We start from the raw sequence: 20,790 nt of genomic DNA, 5'->3' as shown, positions 1-20,790 counted from the left end.
TCCCCGTCGTCCCCGTCCTCCCCGCCCGCTTCCCCGTCGTCCCCGTCCCCGGAGTGCCGCGCCGATGACCTCCCACCCCGGCGCCGCCGGTCTGGACGCCCGGCTGCGGGTCGACCGCGCCGCCTACACCCTGGACCTCGCCCTCACCGCCGCCCCCGGCGAGGTGGTCGCGCTGCTCGGCCCGAACGGCGCCGGGAAGTCCACCGCCCTGCGCGCGCTGGCCGGACTGCTGCCGCTCGGCGCCGGCCACCTGCGACTGGACGGCGACGTCCTGGAGGACCCGGCCCAGCGGCTGCACACCCCCGCCGAGGAGCGTCCGGTCGGCGTGGTCTTCCAGGACTACCTGCTGTTCCCGCATCTGAGCGCCCTCGACAACGTCGCCTTCGGCCCGCGCTGCCGGGGCCGTTCCAAGCGCGAGGCACGCGCCGAGGCCGCCGGCTGGCTGGAGCGGATGGGCCTGGCCGAGCACGCCGCCGCCCGCCCGGCCCGGCTGTCCGGCGGGCAGGCCCAGCGGGTGGCGCTCGCCCGGGCGCTCGCCGTCCGGCCGCGGCTGCTGCTCCTGGACGAGCCGCTGGCCGCCCTGGACGCCCGCACCCGGCTCGACGTGCGGGCGCAGCTGCGGCGCCACCTGGACGAGTTCGAGGCGGTCGCGGTGCTGGTGACGCACGATCCGCTGGACGCGATGGTGCTGGCCGACCGGCTGGTGGTGATCGAGGGCGGCCGCGAGGTGCAGTCCGGCCTCCCGGCGGAGATCGCGCGGCGGCCGCGCACCGACTACATCGCCCGGCTGGTCGGGCTGAACCTCTACCGGGGCACCTCGGCCGGGCACCGGGTGACGCTGCCGGACGGCGCCGTGCTGACCACCGACGAGGACCTGTCCGGTCCGGTCTTCGTCGCCTTCCCGCCGTCCGCCGTCGTCCTGCACCGCTCGCGGCCGGAGGGGAGCGCTCGCAATGTCTGGGAGCTGACGGTCAACGGGCTCGACCTCCACGGCGACCAGGTGCGGGCCGATCTGACGGGCGCCGTTCCGATGGCCGCCGACCTCACCCCGGCGGCGGTCGCCGAACTGGGCCTGGCGCGGGGCTCGACGGTCTGGGCCGCGGTCAAGGCCGCCCAGACGCACGCCTATCCGGCCTGAACGCCACCGGTTCCGGCCCCGGCCCCGGCCCGCGCTCCTGCCGCCCCCGGCCGCCGACGCCTCGGGTGGTCACTCGGTGGGCGTCACGAAGCCCGACTCGTAGGCGAGGATGACCGCCTGGGTCCGGTCCCGCGCGCCGAGCTTCGCCAGCAGGCTGCTGACGTGGGTCTTCACCGTCTGCACCCCGAGGAAGAGCTGTTCGGCGATCTCACCGTTGGTCAGCCCGCGCGCGACCAGGCGCAGCACCTCGGCCTCGCGCTCGGTCAGGGCGGCGCGGGCCATCGTGCCGCGCGCCGTCGCGTTGCCCTGGGCGGCGGCGAGCCGACGGATCTGGGCGGGGAAGAGCAGTGACTCGCCGGCCGCCACCAGCCGTACGGCCTGGGCGATCTCGCTCGGCCGGGTGCGCTTGAGCAGGAAGCCGTCCGCGCCCGCCCGCAGCGCCTGGTAGACGTAGTCGTCGATCTCGAAGGTGGTGACGACCAGGATCTTGGGCGCGTACCCTCCCGGCGCGGCGGCGTCGCGGACCAGTTCGCGGGTGGCGGCGAGGCCGTCCAGACCGGGCATCCGAACGTCCATCAGGACCACGTGCGGGCGCAGTCGGCGGGCGAGCGCGATCGCCTCCGCGCCGTCCGTCGCCTCCCCCACCACCCGCAGGTCGCCCTGCGCCTCCAGGACCACCCGCAGGCCGGCCCGAACGAGTTCCTCGTCGTCGGCCAGCAGAATGTCGATCGTCACCCGCCCAAGCGTAGGGGTACCCGAACGGTCAGCACCCACTCGCCGGACTCGGCGCCGGCCGTGGCCTCGCCGCCCAGGAGTACGGCCCGTTCGCGGATGCCCCGAAGCCCCTTGCCGCCCCGGCGCGGTGAGCTGCCCGACCGGGCCGGTGCGCCGCCGTGGGAACGGGCGGACTGCGGGCGGAGGGCGTTGGCGCAGCGCAGTTCCAGGCTGCCGTCCCGGAGGGCCATCCGGACGCTGATCGGCTCCCCCGGCGCGTACTTGAGGGCGTTGGTGACGCCCTCCTGCACGATCCGGTAGCCCTCGCGGGAGAGCACCCCGGGGAGGGCGCCGGAGGGGACGTCGAGCCGGGCCTCGACGGGGCTGCCGGCCGCCCTTGCGGTCTCGAACAGGGCGGGGAGCCGGTCGATCCCGGGCCGTTCCCGCGCGTCCTGGTCGCCGTCGGGGCCGCGCCCCGGGGCACCCGGTGCGCCCCGGTCTGCTCGGTCGCCCTGGTCAGCGGGGTCGCCCTGGTCGCCCGGGTCGCCCGGGTCGCGCAGCAGGGCGAGCGTGCGCTCCAGGTCGTCCATCGCCCGCCGGCCGGTCTCCTCGATGACCTCCAGCGCCTTGGCGGCGAACACCGGGTCGCCGACCTCGCGCGCCGCCCCGGCCTGGAGGACCGTCACCGTCAACGCGTGGCCGATCGAGTCGTGCAGCTCGCGCGCCAGCAGATTGCGTTCCAGCAGGCGTTCGGCGCGCAGCTCGGCGGCGGCCAGGCGCTCCGCCGGGGACGGCCCCAACAGCCGTACCGCCATGGCGAGCTGGAGCCGCCCGGCCCAGACGACCAGCCAGCCGAGCGCGAACAGCAGCAGCGGCGCCAGCAGCGGCGCCCAGCCCGGCCCGCCGGCCCCGCCCGCACCACCCGTCCGCAGTCCGAACACCGCCTGCTCCGGCCGCGCGACCAGGTCGAAGACGGCGGTGGGCACGAGGAGCGAGGCCCAGCCGACGAGCCCGCCGAGGACCACCCGGCCGACCAGCCAGGCCGCCGTCCGCCGCCGGTCGGCCCAGCCGCGGGAGGGCTCGACGGCGATGTCCTGCTCCCGGTCGGGCACCAGCAGCAACCGCGCCTGAACGCCCTCCGCCCGCCGCATCGCGGGCACCAGCGCGGCCAGCCCCAGCAGCGCGGCGTCCACGGGCACCGCCCGCGCCAGCAGTTCGCCCCGGCTCCACCCCTCGATGCCCGGATAGACCATCAGCACGACGCCGACGAAGACCAGACCGATCACCAGGTGCAGCCAGCGCGCGTAGGTGGCGGCGCTCAACAGGGGCGCGAGTATTCGGGGCATCGCGCCATCCTGCCAGGCCAGGGTCCCGCGCAAACTCCCTCTCGGGAGGGAGGCGGATCCCCTCCCGGGCGGGATCCGCCGGACCCCCGGGCTGCGGTCCCATGGAGTCACCGAAGCACAGAAGCACCGAAGGACAGAAGCACCAAGCACCGAAGGAACGGAGGACGGTCGTGATCAAGGTGGAGGGTCTCACCAAGGAGTACGGCGGGGCACGAGTGGTGGACGGGCTCGACTTCGAGGTGGTCCCCGGGGTGGTGACCGGCTTCCTCGGGCCCAACGGCGCCGGGAAGAGCACCACCATGCGGCTGATTCTCGGCCTCGACCGCCCGACCGCCGGCCGGGCCCTGGTCGACGGCCGCCCTTACGCCGAACTCGACCGACCGCTGCTGCGGGTGGGGGCGCTGCTCGACGCGCAGGCCCTGCACGGCGGCCGCACGGCCCGCGGCCACCTGCGCTGGCTGGCCGCGAGCAACGGCCTGCCGGACCGCCGGGTCGACGAGGTGCTCGACCGGGTCGGCCTGACCGCGGCGGCCGGGCGGCGGATCCGCGGCTTCTCGCTCGGCATGCGCCAGCGCCTCGGGGTGGCCTCGGCACTGCTCGGCGATCCACCGGTGCTGATGCTCGACGAGCCGGTCAACGGCCTCGACCCGGAGGGCATCCGCTGGATCCGCACCCTGCTGCGCGGACTGGCCGCCGAGGGCCGGGCGGTGCTGGTCTCCTCGCACCTGATGACGGAGATGGCCCTGACCGCCGACCACCTGGTGGTGATCGGCCGGGGCCGACTGCTGGCGGATGCGGCGACCTCCGACTTCATCGACCGCCACGGCCGGACCAGGATCCGGGTGCGGGCCGTCGACCCGGTGCGGCTGGCCGCGCTGATGCTGCGTTCGGGCCTGGACGCACAACCCGCGGCGGACGGCGCGTGGGAGGTCACCGGCGCGACGGCCGAGTCCGTCGCCGCCCTGGCCGCCGCCGACGGCGTGGTGCTGTTCGAGATCGCCGTCCAACAGGACTCCTTGGAGGAAGCCTTCATGCGAATGACCGCCGACAGCGTCGAGTACCGGGCGGTGGCCGCGTGACCACCGCGACGACCACCGCAACGACCACTACGACGACCACCGCGACGACGGCCGTGACCGGCTCGCTGCTCCCCGCTGCCCTGCGCGCCGAACGGATCAAGCTCACCACCCTGCGCTCGCTCTGGATCACCCCGCTGATCGGCCTGCTGCTCACGGTCGGGTTCACCACCGCCGTCGCCGCCACTCTCGGCGACAAGGACGAGAGCATCACCTCCGACCCGGGCGTCGGCATCCACTACGGCCTCAACTTCGGCCAGGCGGCGCTGGTCTGCTTCGCCGTCCTGCTGTTCGGCCAGGAGTTCAGCACCCGCATGATCGGCCTCTCGCTGACGGCCGTCCCGCACCGCGGCCGCCTCTACGGCGCCAAGCTCGCCCTCGGCGCGGCCGTCGCCCTCGCCGTAGGACTGCTCGGTACGGCCGGGGCGTTCACCGGCTACGCCGCCTTCGTGCCGGAGGTCTGGGACGGCCCCGCCCTCGTGCGCAGTGCCACGGCGGGCGTGCTCTACCCGGTCCTGCTGGTGGTGTTCTGCCTCGGGCTGACCGCCGTCCTGCGCAATCTCACCGCGGCCATGGGCCTGCTGCTGCCGGTCGTCTTCCTGCTCTCCCCGCTGCTGTCCGGCGTCCCGGTCGTGCGCCACGCCGTGCAGTTCCTGCCCGACCGGGCCGGCCAGTACGCGCTGCTCTACCGCGACGACCCGCAGGTGGCGTACGGGCACTGGACCGGCCTGCTGATCATGGCCCTGTGGGCAGCCGCCGCGACCTGGGCCGGCATACGCAGCCTGCGCCGCCAGGAGGTCTGACACCGTGCCGCCGGGGCGGGGCGGCGGCGGGCGCCCTTCTCAGCCGCGCAGCGCCGGGTGGTCCGCCACCACGGTGCAGCTCCCGGGGGCGATCTCGGTGAAGCCGGCGTCCTGCACCAGCGGGAGTCCGCCGACCACGAGTTCCGCCCACGCCTGCGGCGTCGCGGTGCGGACGGCGAGCGCGAAACCGCTCTCCGCCCACTCCTTGCGCCGGGCGTCGTCCAGCCGCCACCAGGCGAGCTGCGCGGCATGGCCGGTCTGCGCCATCGTCTTGCCGGCGCTCATCTCCAGTTCCGGGTTCAGCCACAGGACCGGCACGCCCGGCGTCGCGGCGCCGACCGGACCGGTCTCCTCCAGGTCGGTGCCCGACACCTGGAGCTTGGCCAGTTCCTTCGGCCAGCCGTCCAGCGGAACCGGCGGGAACACCCGCACCTCCGCCTCCACGCCCGTCACCGTGATGCCGGGCAGCTCGCCGGCCCGGCGCCACTCGCCGCCGCGCGCCCGCCGGACCACCTTGCGGATCCGCGCGTCCTCCCAGGCCAGCACCCGCTCCGCCCACTCGCCCTCCGGCTCGACCACCCGCGGGTCGTTCAGCAGGGTCAGCACCGCCCGCGCCGAGGTCTCCAGCGCGTCGGTCCGCCCGGGCGGCGTCGCGCGCTCCATGCGGACCACCAGCGGCAGCACGTACTGCTGCCGGGCGTCGCGGTCCTCGGGCATCGGGTCTGGGACGGGGGCGTCGAACGGTGAGGTCACCCGTCCAGCATGCCAGCCCCCGCCCCGGGGCGATCACCGCGGGGCTCCCGGCGCCCGGCCCCGGTCATCGGCGCCGGGCACCGGTAGGCAGCTCGCGGTCAGCGGCGGTAGCCGCGCTGCGCGTCCCGCTCCTCCGCGTCGTCGTAGTTCAGGAACCAGCCCTCCGGGTGGGTGGCGGTGAGCAGCAGTTCGGCGCGCTGCTCCGCGGTCAGTTCCGGATCGCCGTCGTCCGGCCCGTAGACGCCGAACAGCTCGTCGTGGCAGCCGTCCCAGTCGTAGTCGTACAGGTCGGCGGGCAGGTCGCCCATCATGTCGGCGACGGACTCGGGCTGCGCGCCGAGCAGGGTCCGGGCGTCGACCAGGGCCATCCGCAGCGCGATCTCCTCGGCCAGGCAGCGCGGCAGCGGCCATTCGCCGAGCGCGAGGTCGTCGGCGAGGTCGTCGAAGGTGCGGGCCATCGCCCGGCGCCAGCTGCGGTGCAGCCGCCAAGTGCGCTGCGGCAGCCTGCCGAACACCGTCCAGTCCGCCTCCTCGCCGTCGGCGACCGGCTCGTCCTCGTGCTCGTCGAGGTCGTCGTAGGCGGCGTCGGCCAGCCCGAGCAGCTGGGCGTGGAGCAGGCACGCGGTGCGCGGGGTGAGCGTCCAGTCGCCCGCCGAGCTGCCGCCGTCCTCCTCGTCGCCGTCCAGCGGGAACAGTTCGGCGAAGTCCGGCGCGAAGTCCTCGGTGACGCTGATCTCCAGCGTGCCGCCGACCGCCTCGACCCCGGGGATCGCGGCCACCAGCCGGTCCGGGTGCAGCAGTGCGCCGAGTGCCGCGTTGGCGTCCTCGGCCACCTCGCGCAGCAGTTCACGGCGCTGCCCGGCCGGATCGACGCCGTCGAAGTCCAGTTCCTCCACGGCCGCGATGGCCGCGGCGCGCAGCGCCGGCCAGTTCGTGATCCGCAGTCCCAGGACCACCGTCGCCTCGATCTCCTGCGCGCCGGAGTCCTCCGCCGCGCCCGGCCCCTGTGGATGATCGCTTCGCTCGCCCATGGGGCTACGGTACGGCCTTTCGGCCGTCCGATCACCGGTCTGTTCCGGCTACCCTTCGCGTTCTCGCCGTCACTGCTCCGCCTTCTCCCGGTCGCGCCCCCGCGCGCCTCTGTCCGACGGCGTCGAAGCGCCCGCAGGATGGGCGACATGGCGAACATCGACGAGTACGGCGGCGGGCAGCGCCCGGACGCCCAGGTGCTGGTAGTGACCACCAACGACATCCCCGGCTACCGGGTGGACCATGTGATCGGCGAGGTCTTCGGTCTGACGGTGCGCAGCCGGCACATCGGCAGCCAGATCGGCGCCTCGCTGAAGTCGCTGGTCGGCGGCGAGCTGCGCGGTCTGACCAAGACCCTGGTGGAGAGCCGGAACGAGGCGATGGAGCGGCTGGTCGAGCAGACCAAGGCGCGCGGCGGGAACGCGGTGCTGATGTTCCGTTTCGATGTGACGGAGGCGGCCGACGCGGGCACGGAGGTCTGCGCGTACGGGACCGCGGTGGTGATCTCCCCGGCCACGGCCTGAGCCGGGGAGGTCTGACCCGGCCACGGCCTGAGCCGGGGAGGTCTGACCCGGCCCGGCCCCGTCGGCGCTCCCGTCCGGCCCGGTCCCGTCCGGCCCGGTCCGGTCACTGCGGTGGACGTCGCCGACGCGCGGCCGTGTTCCCGGCCCGGCGGCGGCCGGGAACACTCGCCGCGCACCGGATGTTTCACCGGCGTGACTGTTTACGGTGCAACCAACTCCGACCCGGTCCGCCGGGTCGACGTCGTGGTGATCGGCGCGGGCCAGGCGGGCCTGTCCGCCGCCTACCACCTGCGCCGTCGCGGCTTCGCCCCCTACCGCGAAGCGGCAGCGGGAGGCAGCGGAGCGGGCGAGGCCGACGGCACCGGCGGCGGCGGGTTCGTCGTCCTCGACGCCGACGACGCCCCCGGCGGCGCCTGGGCCCACCGGTCCCCCTCGCTGCGGATGGCCACCGTGCACGGCTTCGACGACCTGCCCGACGTCGAACTGCCCGACGTCGACCCGAACGCACCGGCGCGCGAGGTCGTCCCGGGGTACTTCGCGGCGTACGAGGCACAGCACACGCTCCCGGTGGTGCGCCCGGTCAAGGTGCTGGCGGTGCGCTCGGAATCGGCGCGGCCCGACGCCCGGCTGGTGGTCGAGACCGACTCCGGCACCTGGTCGGCCCGGGCCCTGATCAACGCCACCGGCACCTGGACCCGGCCCTTCCTGCCCCACTACCCGGGCCGGTTCGCCGGGCGGCAGCTGCACTACGCCGCGTACCGGGGGCCGGAGGAGTTCGCCGGCAAGCGGGTCCTGGTGGTGGGCGGCGGTGCCTCGGCGATCCAGGTGCTGTCGGAGGTCGCGGCGGTCGGCGAGACCGTCTGGGTCACCCGCACCCCGCCGGTGTACCACGCCGGGCCGTTCACCCCCGAGTACGGGCGCGCCGTGGTCGCCAAGGTCGAGGAGCGGGTCCGCCAGGGGCTGCCGGTGCGCAGCGTGGTGAGCGTGACCGGGCTCGGACCGTCGGTGGCCTACCGCCGCGCCGAGGAGCTGGGCGCGCTGCGGCGCCGGCCGATGTTCGACCGCCTCACCGAGCACGGGGTCGCCTGGGGGGACGAGGAACTCGCCGTCGACGCGATCGTCTGGGCGACCGGCTTCCGCCCCGAGGTCGGCCACCTCGCCCCGCTCGGCCTGCGCTCCGCCGGCGGTGGCATCGCCCTGATCGGCACCCGGGCCACCGCCGACCCCCGGGTCCACCTGGTCGGCTACGGGCCGTCCGCCAGCACCGTCGGCGCCAACCGCGCGGGCCGGGCGGCGGTCAACCAGATCGTCGCGCTGCTCGGCGACCCGGCCGGCGTCGACCCGGCCGGGGTCGAGTCGGCCGGCGTCGAATCGGCCGGGCTCGAGTCGGCCGGGGTCGCGGTGCCCGCCGGGTAGCGCCTGGACGGGCGAGCCACCGCCCCGAGCAGGTGCGGCGGCTCGTCCGTCGCCCGTCAGCGGTCGAAGTCGACCGTCACCCGGTCCGTCACCGGACGGGCCTGGCAGGTGAGGACGTAACCGGCCGCCAGTTCCTTCTCCTCCAGGGCGAAGTTGCGCCGCATCGACACCTCCCCCTCGGTGACCAGGGCGCGGCATGTCCCGCACACCCCGCCCTTGCAGGCGAACGGCAGGTCCGGCCGGGAGCGCTGCGCGCCGTCCAGCACCGACCGGTCGCGCGGCAGGCTGAGCGTGCTGCCCCGGCCGTCCAGGACGACGGTGACCTCGCTGCGTTCGACGCCCTCGGCACCGTCCGCCGCGCCCGGCATGTCGTCGGGGCGTTCGCCGATCGGCTCGTCCTCGGCGTGGAACAGCTCCTGGTGCACCCGCTCGGTCGGCACGCCCAGCCCGCCGAGCAGCTCCTTCGCCCCGGTGACCATCCCGAACGGCCCGCAGAGCCACCAGTGGCCGACCGCCGGCACGTCCACCAGCGCCCGCAGCAGGGCCTCGACCCGCTCCGGGTCGAGCCGGCCGCTGAGCAGTTCGGCGTCCCGGGTCTCCCGGGAGAGCACGTGGACCAGCTGGAAGCGGCCCAGGTAGCGGTCCTTCAGATCGGCCAGCTCGTCCGCGAACATCACGGTGTCGCTGCGGCGGTTGCCGTAGAGCAGGGTCACGGTGGAGGCGCGGTCGGCGGCCAGCACGGAGGCGGCGATGGACAGCATCGGCGTGATGCCGGAACCGGCGGCCAGCAGCACATGGTCGGCGGGCTCGCCGAGGTCGGGGGTGAACAGGCCGGACGGCGTCAGCACCTCGACCTCCTCCCCGGGCCCGGCGTCCCGCACCAGCCAGCGGGAGAACAGGCCGCCCGGCACCTCGCGCACGGCGATGCGCAGCGGGCCGCCGACGGGGGCGCAGATCGAGTACGAGCGGCGCTCGTCGACCCCGTCCACCACCCGGCGCAGCGTCAGCGTCTGCCCCGGCCGGAACGCGAAGGCCTCCGTGAGCCCGTCCGGCACCGCGAAGGTCACGGCGACGGCGTCGTCGCAGAGCCGCTCCACCGCGGCGATCCGCAGCGTGTGGAACGCCGGCCGGCGGGCCGGGCGCACAGGCGACGGCGCGGCAGACGACGGCGCGGCGGACAGCGGCGCGGTCGGCGTGGTTGCCACGGTCGGCTCTGCCGACGGCGGGGCCGACGGGACTGCCGGGACTGCCGACGGAACGGCTGGTGGGACGGCGGCCATTCAGATCTCCTTGACGCGTTCGAAAGGCTCGCGGCACTCGCGGCAGCGCCACAGCGCCTTGCACGCGGTGGAGCCGAAGCGGGACAGCTCCTCGGTGTCGGTACCGCCGCAGAGCGGGCAGGCGACGGGCGCGGCGGCCGCGACCCGGGTCGGGCCGAGGCTCAGCAGGGTGGCGCCGCCGCTGCCGGCCGCGCCGCCCCCGGGTCGCGGCGGGGCGATCCCGGCCTCGGCGAGCTTGCGCCGGCCCTCGGGGGTGATCAGGTCGGTCGACCACGGCGGGTCCAGCCGCAGCCGGACCCGGACGTCCGCGAACCCGGCCGCGCGCAGCCGCCGGTCCACATCGGCGGCCATCTCGGCGACGGCGGGACAACCCGAGTAGGTCGGGGTGAGCCAGGCGGTCACCACCGGCTCCTCCGGACCCCCGGCCACCTCGACCTCGGCCAGCACACCCAGGTCGGCCAGGGTCAGCATCGGCAGTTCCGGGTCCGGCACGGCGGCCGCCACCGCCCAGGCGGCCCCGCTCGACGCGCGCTCCCCGGCCACGGCCGTCACCACGTCGCGCCCGGATGCGCGCGGGCCAGCACCTGCAGCTCGGCGAGCAGCAGGCCCATGGCCTCGCTGTGCACCCCGTCCCGGCCCGCCCGGCCGCCGACGGTCGCCAGCCCCGGCACGTCCGGCACGGCCAGCCCGGCCTCCGCCAGCACCGCCGCCAGGGAGCGCAGCACCGGTTCGCGCAGCGTCGCCGGGTCCACCCCGACCCGCAGTTCGACCGGGTGCGCGGTGAGGAGCTCCTCCAGCAGCGGCCAGACCGCGTCCAGACCGGCCTGCATCCGCTCGGCCGAGTACGGGGTGCCGTCGCCGAGCCGCAGCGTCCAGGCGGTGGCGTACTCGCGGTGGTACGCCAGTTCCTTCACCCCGCGCGCCGCGACCGCCGCCAGCACCGGGTCGGCGTGCCCGGCCAGCGCCTCGTACAGCGCGCCGCGGACGGTGGAGAACAGCAGCAGGCGGGCGATCGAGTACGCGAAGTCCCCGTTCGGCGCCTCGACCAGGCGGACGTTGCGGAACTCGTGCTCCTCGCGCCAGTACGCCAGGTCGTCCTCGGTCCGCCCGGAGCCGTCCGCCTGCCCGGCCCGGGTGAGCAGCTGGCGGGCCTGGCCGAGGAGGTCGAGGCCGAGGTTGGCGAGCGCGACCTCCTCCTCCAGTTCGGGCGCGCGGGTGCACCACTCGATGAGGCGCTGGGAGAGGACGAGCGCGTCGTCGCCCAGCATGAGGCAGTAGGCCGCGAGGTCGGCCCCGTCCAGCCCGGGCGGGACGGCGGTGTCCACCCCGAGCAGCGGGTCGGCGAAGCCCGTCCCGTACGCCCAGCGGCCCTCGCCCTCGGGCTCGGGGGACGCCTCGGCGAGGCTCAGGTACACGTGGTCGTCGGTCATGGTTCGGCTGCTCCCGGTCAGATGTGCGGGACATCCTCGGGGATGTCGTAGAAGGTCGGGTGGCGGTAGACCTTGTCGCCGCTGGGCGCGAAGAACGGGTCGCGCTCGTCCGGGGTGGACGCGGTGATCGCGTCGGAGCGGACCACCCAGAGGCTGACGCCCTCGTTGCGGCGGGTGTAGAGGTCGCGGGCGGCGAGCAGCGCCATCCGGTCGTCGGCCGCGTGCAGGGAGCCGACGTGCACGTGGTTCAGGCCCCGCCGGGGGCGCACGAACACCTCGTAGAGCGGCCAGCCGGCCTTGGACTCGGTCACTTTCCGTTCTCCTGTTCCGTCTTCGTACCGGCGTCCGGCTCTGCAGCCGCGTTTGTCGCCGTAGCCGCGTGCGTCCTGGTACTCGCGTCCGTCCCGGCGCTCGCGCCGGCCTCGGCGCGACGCTTCTCCGCGTACGCGGTGGCGGCCTCGCGCACCCACGCGCCCTCCTCGTGGGCGGCCCGCCGCCGATCCACCCGCTGGGCGTTGCACGGGCCCTGGCCCTGGATGACCCGGTTCAGCTCCGACCAGTCCGGCTCGCCGAAGTCCCAGCTGCCGCGCTCCTCGTTCCAGCTCATGCCGGGGTCGGGGAGGGTGACGCCGAGGTGCTCGGCCTGCGGCACGGTCATGTCGACGAAGCGCTGCCGCAGCTCGTCGTTGGTGTGCCGCTTGATCCGCCAGGCCATCGAACGGGCGGTGTTCGGCGAGGCGGCGTCCGAAGGGCCGAACATCATCAGCGACGGCCACCACCAGCGGTCCACCGCGTCCTGGACCATCCGCCGCTGGGCCTCGGTGCCGCGCATCAGCGTCATCAGCAGCTCGTAGCCCTGCCGCTGGTGGAAGGACTCCTCCTTGCAGATCCGGACCATGGCGCGCGCGTACGGGCCGTAGCTGCAGCGGCAGAGCGGGACCTGGTTGCAGATCGCGGCGCCGTCGACCAGCCAGCCGATCACACCGACGTCGGCGAAGGTGAGGGTCGGGTAGTTGAAGATCGAGGAGTACTTCTGGCGGCCGGAGATCAGCTTCTCCGTGAGTTCGGCGCGGTCCACGCCGAGGGTCTCGGCGGCGGCGTAGAGGTACAGGCCGTGGCCGGCCTCGTCCTGGGCCTTCGCGAGCAGGATCGCCTTGCGCCGCAGGGAGGGGGCCCGGGTGAGCCAGTTGCCCTCGGGCTGCATGCCGATGATCTCGGAGTGGGCGTGCTGGGCGATCTGGCGGACGAGGGTCGCCCGGTAGGCGTCGGGCATCCAGTCGCGGGGCTCGATGCGCTGCTCCGCGGCGATGACGGCCTCGAACGCCTCCTCGGGCGATGCCCCGGGCCGCTCGGCCACCTCTGCTGTCACCACGGTCCCCTTTCGCTGCCTGTGTCCCCACCCGTCGGCGGGCCGCCAACCGACTGACCGTTCGGTCGGTACCATTGTGCGCGGTGGGACGGTCGACTGACAAGGGAGCACCGCCGATGTCGGGGCGGCGGACCCGGGGACGGGGCGGCGACTCGGGGACGGGCAAGGCGGTCCCGGGACGGACAGCGGCCGGGCCCGGGCCCCTGGGGGCTCGGGCCCGGCCGAGTGGACCGCGTCGCCGCAGGTCACCCGCCGGTCACCCGCCGGTCACCCGCCGACGGCGCGGAGGGCCCGGGTCAGGCCGACGCCCGGCGCAGGGCGGCCAGCTCCTCGGCGCGAACGGCCCGCCCGGCGAACACCTCCGCCTTGCGCTCCTCCATGCGACGCAGCGCCGCGCGCCGCTCCCGGGCGGCGAGGCGGTCGATGTAGAGGCCGCCGCCCAGATGGTCGGCCTCGTGCTGGAGGCAGCGCGCGAAGTAGCCGCTCCCCTCGACGACCAGCGGCCGGCCGTCCAGGTCCCGGCCCCGGACCACCGCCCGGTCCGGCCGGGCCAGGACCGCGTACGGACCGGGGACGGAGAGACAACCCTCCTCCGCCTCGACCAGCCGCCTCGCCCCGGCGGGCAACTCGTCGAGCACCGGGTTGAGGATGTGGCCGACGTGCCGGACGCCGTCCTCGTCGAAGCAGTCCCAGACGAAGAGCTGGAGGTCGACGCCGACCTGGTTCGCGGCCAGCCCGGCCCCCTCGGCGACCCGCATGGTGGCGAACATGTCGTCGACCAGCCGCGCCAGCGCGGGCGTGCCGAACTCCTCCTCCGCCACGTCCCGGCACCGGCGGTGCAACACGTCCTCCCCGACGACGGTGACCCGCCGCACCTCGCCCCGCAACGCCTCCGGCGGCACCTCCGGGTAGGACGCCCGCACCTCGCCCTGCACCCTCACCTGCCCCCGGACCGGCTCCACCCGCCCCGCCCGCTCAGCCCGCTCCACCGACTCGCGTCGCGCCATGCTCTTCTCCCCCTCCGTGATGCCTGCGGCTTCCGTGCCACTGCGGTCCGGCAGTCCCGCGTGCCGCACTCCTGCGCTGCCGGGTTGCTGCAGGGCCGGGTTCCGGCATTGCCGCGTTGTTGCGCTGCTGCGCTGCTGCGTTGCTGCGTTGCTGCGTTGTTGGGCTGCTGCGCTGCCGCGTTGTTGGGTTGCTGCATTGCCGGGTTGCTGCACTGCTGGGTTGCTGCGTTCTCCGCGCCACGGTGCCCGATGCGGCACCGTGGCGCGCAGGAGCCGGCACCGGCGATCCGGCGTCGGCTCCACTGCTCGTCACTCTCCCACACTTTGCAAAGTGTGCACTTTGCAAAGTGTGGGAAGGCGGTCGCGAGCGCCCCCGCGCACGCCACTGGTGGCCGTGCATGCATGGCAAACACTGGCCCGGCCACGGATCGTGCGATCCGGACTTGCCAAAGAACTTTGCAAAGCGGAGGCTTTGCAAAGTGACCATCCACAACAACACTCCCGCCGAACCGGCCGCCCTCCAGACCGGGGCGCCCTCCCGGCCGCTGCCGCAGCACGCGGTCCGCGCCGCACTGCTCGACCTGATCGCCGAGTGGGGCAGCATCACCGCGAACCAGGCCGCGCAGATGATCCACCAGAGTTCCGGAACCTGCTCCTTCCACCTCCGGCAGCTGGCCCGGTACGGACTGGTCGAGGAGGCGCCGACCGTGGACGGCCGTTCCCGTCCGTGGCGGCTGCGATGGGAGGGGTCGCTGATGCCTCCCGAGTCGGGTACGCCGGGAGCCGGCCGGACCGGCAGCGACCTGACGCCCGAGCTGGCGACCGAGCTGGAGGACGGCAGCTACCGCCACTGGCTCGCCAACCGGTCCGCCGCGCCAGCCGAATGGCAGCGGGACCAGACCTCCAGCGACGTCCTGCACCTCACCAGCGACGAACTCGCCGACCTCGGCGCCGCCGTCCGCGCCCTGCTCGCGCCCTACCGGCAGCGCGAACCGCACACCGGGACCCGCCCCGTCGCGGCGGTCACCCGGCTCTTCCCGCTGCTCGCGGACACCGGAGGGGAAGCCGGGACGCACTGAACGGCCGACGGCTGACAGATTTCACAATCTGCCAGCCGTCGACCGCCGTCGGCTGTCCGTCGACGGTCCACGGTCAGTCCTCAGCCGTCACCGGCCGGGACACCGAGCCCCGTCACGCCTCCTAGCTGTCACCCTCCGAGGGTCACCCCTCCGAGCGGTCGCGCAACCGCGGGAGCGGAACGGCGAGGAGCGCCGCGAGCAGGGCGATCCTCGGTGCCAGCTGGTCGATCCGGATGTGCTCGTGCCGGGCGTGCGCGCCTCCACCGACGGCGCCGAAGCCGTCGAGCGTGGGGAGTCCGCGCGAGCCCGGCAGGTTGGTGTCGCCCGCCCCGCCCGCCGGACCGCCGTCCAACTGCTGTCCGAGCACCGCCGCGAGCGAACGGACGTGGCGCAGCAGCGGGTTCGCGGACCGCTCGGGCCAGGCCGGGCGGCTGGACAGTACCTCGGTCCGCACCCGTGCGCCCGGCCGCAGCGCGGTCAGGCGGGCGAGGTTGTCGAGGGTCCGGCGCTGCGCCTCGGTGGTGGAGAAGCGCAGACCGAGTTCCGCCTCGGCCCGGCCCGCCACGACGTTGGCCCGGCTGCCGCCGCTGATCCGGCCCGCGTTCAGCTCGGTGCCGGGGAGGCTGGTCAGGCCGCGGACGGCGACTAGCTGGTCGACCAGTTCGTCCACTGCCGAGACGCCGTCCGCGGCGTCGTTGCCGGCGTGCGCCTCGCGCCCGGTGACGGTGAGCCGCACCCGGGTGGAGCCGCGGCGGGCGGTCTTGAGCCGACCGTCCGGGTGGGGCGGTTCGAGGCCGAGTACGGCCGCGGCGTCGCGCAGTTGGCGTTCGACCAGGCGCCTGCCGTCCGGGCTTCCGACCTCCTCGTCGGAGACCACGACCAGGCGGACCGTGCGGTGGGGGCGTTGGCCGAGGTCGGCGAGCAGGGCGAAAGCGCCCTCCAGGATGGCGAGTCCGCCCTTCATGTCGACCACGCCGGGCCCGCTCAGGGTGCCGTCCTGCTCGGTGACCGGCCAGTCGTTGAGGATTCCGGCCGGCCAGACGGTGTCGTGGTGACCGACCACTAGGAGGTGCGGCAGGCTTTCGTCGCGGCCCTCCCATTGGAGGACGAGGTGGTCGCCGGCCGGACCCGGTTCGCGATGGACGGTGGCGCCGGTGGCCCGGAATCCGGCGGCCAACTCCTCGGCAAGGGCGTCGAGTCGGGGTGCGTCGCCACTGGGGGACTCGATCCGGGCCAGGTCCGCGCAGCGTCGCCGGACGGCTCCGGCGAGGGTGCGGGCGCGGGTGGACAGGGCCTGGGGCAGACCGGGGAGAGCGGCGGTGGGGCCTGGTTGGCCCTCGCTGTCGGGGACGGCCGGAGTGTGGGGGGCCGCTGCGGTGGGTGTCGCGGCGGCGGATGTGGGGGCGGCCGGGGCGAGGGCGGTTCGGGCGGTGCCGGTTCTCACGGTCGTGCCGGGGGCGGCCGGGGCTGTTGCGGCGCCGGCGGTCCTGGTCGGCTCGACGGGGGCGAAGGCAGTGGTGACTGCTGTCGTGGCGACGGCGGCAGTGGTGGCGCCGGACGTCGTCGTGGTGACCGTCGTGGTGGTGGCGGCGTTCGCGGTGACGCCGTTCGCGGTGACGCCGTTCGCGGCGGCGGAGCCGGCCGTGGCCTTCGAGGCCGCAGGGGTCGAGGCGGTCGGGGCGGTCGGGGCGGTGATCGTGCTGGCGGCGACGGCCACCGGGGCAGCGGCAGGGACAGCGGTCGCGGCGGCCACGGGGCTTGCCGCGGAAGTGGCGGGGCGGACGGCTTGAGGACTCAACGCTTGCCTCCGCGGCCGCCGCCGGTATACAGCGGCCGCGCGGATCGGCCGGGGCGGCCGGTCCGCCCCGGCCAGGTCACCGGGCCGACAGGCCCGGCTGTGACGGCGGGACACCAAGAGGGTCCGTCCGTTCCAAGTGCGCTGGAACGGCTGGGCGGCGTGTGTGGCATGTGCGTCCTCCTCGCTCGATCCGGTGGCCCCGATCGTCCCGGAGCCTCCGTGGACGGCGGCTTCCCTTGCGGCGGGCGCAGAACGACGCACCACCACAGGGAAGCCGAGATGTGAGCCTAGAAGAACCGTTCGGTTTCCTGCGAGGTGGCCCTGCTCCCAGCGTGCCGGGGTCGGGATCCGCCCCCGTCGTCCGGCCGCTGAACGGCGGTCGGCGCACGGCGTGCGAACCCGGCTCGGCGCGCGGGCGCGGTCGCCGGATCGCGCCCACCTCCACCATGGACCCGGGGCCGTGGTTCGGCAGCACAGGACGCCAAGGCGCGCCTTTTCCAAGCCAGATGGGTGACGGCGGAACGGCGTCGACTACCGCGCGACGCTGATCCGGGGGCGGTCGGTTCGGGGCAAACCACCGTGTTCCCAGGCGATGGTGGAGGACTGCGGACGGATCGTCGCACGAGGGGAGGGCGGTCGGTCAGCCGCCGTCGCCCACGATCCCGGCGTCCCGGGCGAGCAGTGCCGCCTGGACGCGGTTGCCCACCCCCAGCCCGGTGAGGATCCGGCTGACATGGGCCTTGACCGTGCTCTCGCGCATCCCGAGGACGGCGGCGATCTCGGCGTTGGAGCGGCCGACGGCGACTTCGCGCAGCACCTCGCCCTCGCGCGGTGTGAGCCCCACCAGGCGGTCGCGGGCCGCGACCGCGCGCGGCTCTCCGGTGCGGTGGTAACGGTCGATGAGGCGGCGGGCGGCCGCCGGGTGGAGCATGCCCTGTCCGCCGGCGACCACGTGGACGGCGCGGGCGATCTCGGCGGGCGGGGTGTCCTTGAGCAGGAAGCCGTCGGCACCGGCCGCCAGCGCCCGGTAGACGTACTCGTCGAGGTCGAAGGTGGTGAGCGCGATGACGCGCGGACCGTCCGGCAGCGCGCGGAGCCGGCGGGTCGCGGCGATGCCGTCGAGTCTGGGCATCCGGATGTCCATCAGGGCGACGTCGACGCGGTGGCGGGCGGCGAGTTCGACGGCCTCCAGTCCGTCGGCGGCCTCGGCGACCACGGTCAGCTCCGGGTCCTGGGCGAGCAGGTCGACGAGTCCGAGCCGGACGAGCGCGTCGTCGTCGACCACCATGGTGCGGATCACGTCGCCTCGCTCGGTGGGTTCGGGCCGGTCCGCGGGCCGGCGGCCGCCGGGGCGGGGCTCCGGCCGGGCCGTGGGTGGGCCGGTGGGACGGACGGTAGGGCGGGCGTGGCAGGCGTGGGAGGTGTGATCGGTGCGGCGGGTGCGGTGCCCGGGTTCCGGTCGGGGCGCGGGTCGACCGCCCGGCGGGCGGTCCGGGCGGGCGCGCGTGCAGTCGGGCCGAGCGGGGGCCGGACCGGGAGCCGGACCGGTGCCGGAAGACGGGCGGCGAGACGGAACCCGCCCCGGCCGTCGGGACCTGCGTCGAAGTGCCCGCCGAGCGCGCCGACCCGCTCGCCGAGTCCGACCAGGCCGTAACCGCTCCCGGTGCAGGCACCGGACGGAGCCGGGCCACCCGCACCGTTGAGCACCTCGACGGTCGTCGCGGGCGCGCCGTAGCGGACGCGGACGGTGACCGGAGCGGTGTGCGCGTACTTGCGCGCGTTGGTCAACGCCTCCTGGACGACCCGGTGCACGGCCAGCCGGTGGGTGGTCGGGATGTCCTCCGGGTCGCCGGCGAGGGCCAGTTCCACTCGCTGGCCCGAGCCCGTGGCCTCGGCGACGAGTTCGGCGAGGTCGCGGAGCGCGGGCGCGGCGACGGGCGGACGGGAGTCGGCGGGTGGACGGGGAACGGCGAGCTCGGGGAGCAGCGCATCGCCTGCCTCAGGGGGTGCGGGGCCCGGCTCGGCGTCCGGTCCCGTACTCGCGCCCGTACTCGCGCCCGTACTCGCGCCCGTACTCGCGCTCCCTCGCCCGGCGGCGGCGAGGACGCTGTCGGGCGCCCCGGCCGGACCGGACGGTCCGGCCAGTCCGGCGTCACCGGGCGGTTCGGGTGGATCGGCCCGGAGCGCGCCGAGAACGTCGCGCAGGTCGTCGAGCGAGCGGGCGGCCGTGGCCCGGAGCAGTTCGAGGCGGTGGGCGAGGTGCTCCGGGTCGTCCGCCACCGTGCCGGCCTGGGCCCGGTCGCGCAGCACACCGGCGTGCAGGACGAGGAGGCTGAGCCGGTGGGCGAGGACGTCGTGCATCTCGCGGGCGATCCGGGCGCGTTCGGCGGCGCGGGCCTGCTCGGCTCGGAGTTCGCGCTCCCGGCCGAGTGCCTCGACCTTGGCGTTCAGGGTCCGGATCAGCACGCGGCGCCCGTGCAGCCACAGCCCGAGGGAGAGTACGGCCGCCTCGACCAGGAGTTGGGAACCGGTGGTGCCGGCCCAGTCGGCGAGGGACTCGGCCCGGACCGCGCCGAGCCCGGCGAGCACGACCGCGGCGGTGAGTGCCGGGCCGGAGCGGCCAGTCGAGGCCAGGTGGTAGAGGCTGAACAGGCCGGGGAAGGCGCGGTTCAGCAGTCCGCTGAAGAGTACGGGGAGCACGGCGGCGGCGACCGGGTGGCGGCGGGCCAGCAGCAGGGAGAGCGGGGCGAGGACGGCCCCGGCGATGCGCACCGGGCGCCCGGGGAGGTCGTGGATGTGCCACTGGGCGAGGCTCTCCTCGACGACGAGCACGAGGACGGTCAGCAGGTACAGCGTCTCGGTCGGGCGGTGCCGACCGGGGGCGTACCAACCGAGCGGGCGTTTCTGGTTGTTCATGCGGATCGCACCTCCTTCCATCCGTCGTCCGGGGCCCGATGCTACGACGGATCGACAGTGCGCCACCCCTGTCGATCGGCCATCGGCACCCTCTACTTTCGTCGGGGGTGCGGGGCATCTTTCGGCCGTTCCACGCAGGTCTGACGCTCTCTAGCGTCACTGCCATGACGACACATCAGCTCGGCCGCGGGTCCGTCTCCCCCGCCGACAGCACCGAGATCGCGAGCACCGCGACCGATCGCGCCGGGCGGCGGAGGCCGGGCGGCGGTGACGGGTGGCTCTTCCTCTCCGAGGCGCTGCGCACGTTCCGGCTGACGGGCGCGGTGGCGCCGAGCGGGGTGGAACTGGTGAACGCGCTGACGGTCCCGGCCACGAGCCGTCCGGACCGGCCGCTCTCGGTGCTGGAGGTGGGGGCCGGGACGGGCGTGGTGACGAGGCGGCTGGTCCGGGTGCTGCGGGCGGGCGACCGGTTGCACGTGGTGGAGCCCAATCCGCGCTTCGCCCAACGGCTGCGGACGGACGAGGAGCTGGCGCGGCGCGGGGCCGGTCTCGACCTGCGGCTGTCGACGTGCCGGGTCCAGGACCTCCCGGGGTGCGGCCCACCCGTCGCCGGGGAGGGAGGCCGCGACGACGATCGGTCGGTGGTGGTGGCGGCGGCGGCGGCGGCCGAACGGTACGACGTGATCGTGTCGGGGCTCCCGTTCACCAACTTCGAGCCGGTGGAGGTGCGGCGCATCCTCGATCTCTATCTGCGGCTGCTGGTGCCGGGCGGCGAACTGACGTACTTCGGCTACCTGGGGACGTCGGCGGCGCGGCTGCTGACATCGGGCCCCCGGCAGAGTGCGCGGCACCGGGCGGTGGTGCGGCTACTGCGCGGGTTCGAGGAGGAGTACGGGCTGGGCAGCCGGGTGGCGTGGCGGAACGTCCCGCCGGCGCGGGCCCATCTGCTGCGCTCACCGGGCGGAAGCCGGCCGGCGACGGACCCGGGGCCCGCGAGCTCGGCGGCGGGTGAACCGGGCACGGGTGAATCGGGTGCGGGCCGAACGGGTACGACCGCCGCGAGCGCCGACAGTCCGGCGGGCGGGGTCGCGGCGTCCGCTCGATGATGGACC

Annotated in this window: 20 protein-coding genes; 7 read left to right on the top strand and 13 right to left on the bottom strand. The window is 75.1% G+C overall.

Annotated elements, in window-relative coordinates; genetic code table 11:
• Positions 1 to 64 precede the first annotated feature (64 nt).
• Positions 65 to 1,138 carry an ABC transporter ATP-binding protein gene (locus IF01_RS0104555; protein ID WP_030391942.1) on the top strand — a complete coding sequence of 358 codons (1,074 nt, stop codon included), beginning with the start codon at positions 65 to 67 and terminating at the stop codon, positions 1,136 to 1,138.
• Positions 1,139 to 1,207: 69 nt separating this feature from the next.
• On the opposite strand, the gene IF01_RS0104550 is transcribed toward IF01_RS0104555, so the two are convergent.
• Together IF01_RS0104550 and IF01_RS0104545 are read right to left on the bottom strand one after the other, a co-directional pair.
• A complete protein-coding gene (locus IF01_RS0104550; RefSeq protein ID WP_030391941.1) occupies positions 1,208 to 1,873 on the bottom strand; it encodes a response regulator in 666 nt (221 codons plus the stop codon).
• Complete coding sequence (locus tag IF01_RS0104545) at positions 1,870 to 3,198, bottom strand: sensor histidine kinase (protein WP_030391940.1); 1,329 nt, start codon at positions 3,196 to 3,198, stop codon at positions 1,870 to 1,872. The genes IF01_RS0104550 and IF01_RS0104545 overlap by 4 nt, the downstream gene beginning before the upstream one ends.
• A 170-nt stretch (positions 3,199 to 3,368) precedes the next feature.
• On the opposite strand from IF01_RS0104545, the gene IF01_RS0104540 reads away from it, so the two are divergent.
• Both IF01_RS0104540 and IF01_RS0104535 read left to right on the top strand, forming a co-directional pair.
• Entirely contained in the window at positions 3,369 to 4,277 is a 909-nt protein-coding gene (locus IF01_RS0104540) for an ABC transporter ATP-binding protein (protein ID WP_030391939.1), read from the top strand.
• Complete coding sequence (locus IF01_RS0104535) at positions 4,274 to 5,077, top strand: ABC transporter permease (protein ID WP_051754914.1); 804 nt, start codon at positions 4,274 to 4,276, stop codon at positions 5,075 to 5,077. Before IF01_RS0104540 ends, IF01_RS0104535 begins: the two co-directional genes overlap by 4 nt.
• Positions 5,078 to 5,116: 39 nt before the next feature.
• Here the strand turns inward: IF01_RS0104535 and IF01_RS0104530 are convergent, their stop codons facing one another.
• Together IF01_RS0104530 and IF01_RS43545 are read right to left on the bottom strand one after the other, a co-directional pair.
• Complete coding sequence (locus IF01_RS0104530) at positions 5,117 to 5,794, bottom strand: aminoacyl-tRNA hydrolase (RefSeq protein WP_051740179.1); 678 nt, start codon at positions 5,792 to 5,794, stop codon at positions 5,117 to 5,119.
• 134 nt (positions 5,795 to 5,928) lie between these two features.
• Positions 5,929 to 6,861 (bottom strand): hypothetical protein, encoded by a 933-nt coding sequence (locus tag IF01_RS43545; protein WP_051740178.1) that lies wholly within the window; start codon positions 6,859 to 6,861, stop codon positions 5,929 to 5,931.
• 147 nt (positions 6,862 to 7,008) lie between these two features.
• Here IF01_RS43545 and IF01_RS0104520 point away from each other — a divergent pair, with 147 nt between their 5' ends.
• Together IF01_RS0104520 and IF01_RS0104515 are read left to right on the top strand one after the other, a co-directional pair.
• Positions 7,009 to 7,383, top strand: a complete 375-nt coding sequence (locus tag IF01_RS0104520) for a YbjQ family protein (protein ID WP_030391935.1) — start codon at positions 7,009 to 7,011, stop codon at positions 7,381 to 7,383.
• Positions 7,384 to 7,575: 192 nt separating this feature from the next.
• Entirely contained in the window at positions 7,576 to 8,799 is a 1,224-nt protein-coding gene (locus tag IF01_RS0104515) for an NAD(P)-binding domain-containing protein (RefSeq protein WP_078879705.1), read from the top strand.
• 56 nt (positions 8,800 to 8,855) lie between these two features.
• Here the strand turns inward: IF01_RS0104515 and paaE are convergent, their stop codons facing one another.
• From paaE to def, 6 genes are all read right to left on the bottom strand, one after another.
• Positions 8,856 to 9,980, bottom strand: a complete 1,125-nt coding sequence (gene paaE / locus IF01_RS0104510; protein WP_030391933.1) for a 1,2-phenylacetyl-CoA epoxidase subunit PaaE — start codon at positions 9,978 to 9,980, stop codon at positions 8,856 to 8,858.
• A 99-nt stretch (positions 9,981 to 10,079) separates the two neighbouring features.
• Entirely contained in the window at positions 10,080 to 10,622 is a 543-nt protein-coding gene (gene paaD / locus IF01_RS46670) for a 1,2-phenylacetyl-CoA epoxidase subunit PaaD (RefSeq protein ID WP_244215420.1), read from the bottom strand.
• A 5-nt stretch (positions 10,623 to 10,627) separates the two neighbouring features.
• Complete coding sequence (gene paaC / locus IF01_RS46665) at positions 10,628 to 11,509, bottom strand: 1,2-phenylacetyl-CoA epoxidase subunit PaaC (protein ID WP_030391931.1); 882 nt, start codon at positions 11,507 to 11,509, stop codon at positions 10,628 to 10,630.
• A gap of 17 nt (positions 11,510 to 11,526) precedes the next feature.
• Complete coding sequence (gene paaB / locus IF01_RS0104495) at positions 11,527 to 11,820, bottom strand: 1,2-phenylacetyl-CoA epoxidase subunit PaaB (protein WP_030391930.1); 294 nt, start codon at positions 11,818 to 11,820, stop codon at positions 11,527 to 11,529.
• Positions 11,817 to 12,878, bottom strand: a complete 1,062-nt coding sequence (gene paaA, locus IF01_RS0104490; RefSeq protein WP_208624278.1) for a 1,2-phenylacetyl-CoA epoxidase subunit PaaA — start codon at positions 12,876 to 12,878, stop codon at positions 11,817 to 11,819. The genes paaB and paaA overlap by 4 nt, the downstream gene beginning before the upstream one ends.
• A 296-nt stretch (positions 12,879 to 13,174) precedes the next feature.
• The gene (def, locus tag IF01_RS0104485; protein WP_037779030.1) at positions 13,175 to 13,813 is read right to left on the bottom strand and encodes a peptide deformylase; all 639 of its coding nucleotides are present in this window, start codon (positions 13,811 to 13,813) and stop codon (positions 13,175 to 13,177) included.
• A 551-nt stretch (positions 13,814 to 14,364) separates the two neighbouring features.
• On the opposite strand from def, the gene IF01_RS0104480 reads away from it, so the two are divergent.
• Entirely contained in the window at positions 14,365 to 14,964 is a 600-nt protein-coding gene (locus IF01_RS0104480) for an ArsR/SmtB family transcription factor (RefSeq protein ID WP_244215418.1), read from the top strand.
• A 142-nt stretch (positions 14,965 to 15,106) separates the two neighbouring features.
• Here IF01_RS0104480 and IF01_RS50855 read toward each other — a convergent pair whose 3' ends face one another.
• The 3 genes from IF01_RS50855 to IF01_RS0104460 all read right to left on the bottom strand — a co-directional run bounded on the left by IF01_RS50855 (position 15,107) and on the right by IF01_RS0104460 (position 19,678).
• Positions 15,107 to 16,681 carry a M20/M25/M40 family metallo-hydrolase gene (locus IF01_RS50855; RefSeq protein WP_208624277.1) on the bottom strand — a complete coding sequence of 525 codons (1,575 nt, stop codon included), beginning with the start codon at positions 16,679 to 16,681 and terminating at the stop codon, positions 15,107 to 15,109.
• 721 nt (positions 16,682 to 17,402) lie between these two features.
• Positions 17,403 to 18,062 (bottom strand): response regulator, encoded by a 660-nt coding sequence (locus IF01_RS0104465; protein WP_030391926.1) that lies wholly within the window; start codon positions 18,060 to 18,062, stop codon positions 17,403 to 17,405.
• Positions 18,059 to 19,678, bottom strand: coding sequence for a sensor histidine kinase (locus IF01_RS0104460; protein WP_051754913.1), 1,620 nt, complete (start codon positions 19,676 to 19,678; stop codon positions 18,059 to 18,061). The genes IF01_RS0104465 and IF01_RS0104460 overlap by 4 nt, the downstream gene beginning before the upstream one ends.
• A gap of 164 nt (positions 19,679 to 19,842) precedes the next feature.
• Here IF01_RS0104460 and IF01_RS0104455 point away from each other — a divergent pair, with 164 nt between their 5' ends.
• Entirely contained in the window at positions 19,843 to 20,784 is a 942-nt protein-coding gene (locus IF01_RS0104455; protein ID WP_051754912.1) for a class I SAM-dependent methyltransferase, read from the top strand.
• Positions 20,785 to 20,790 lie beyond the last annotated feature (6 nt).

Source organism: Kitasatospora purpeofusca, assembly GCF_000718025.1.
In the GTDB taxonomy this organism is placed as follows: domain Bacteria; phylum Actinomycetota; class Actinomycetes; order Streptomycetales; family Streptomycetaceae; genus Kitasatospora; species Kitasatospora purpeofusca.
Note: the sequence above shows the minus strand (reverse complement) of the source record. Positions and strands in the feature narration are given on the sequence as shown.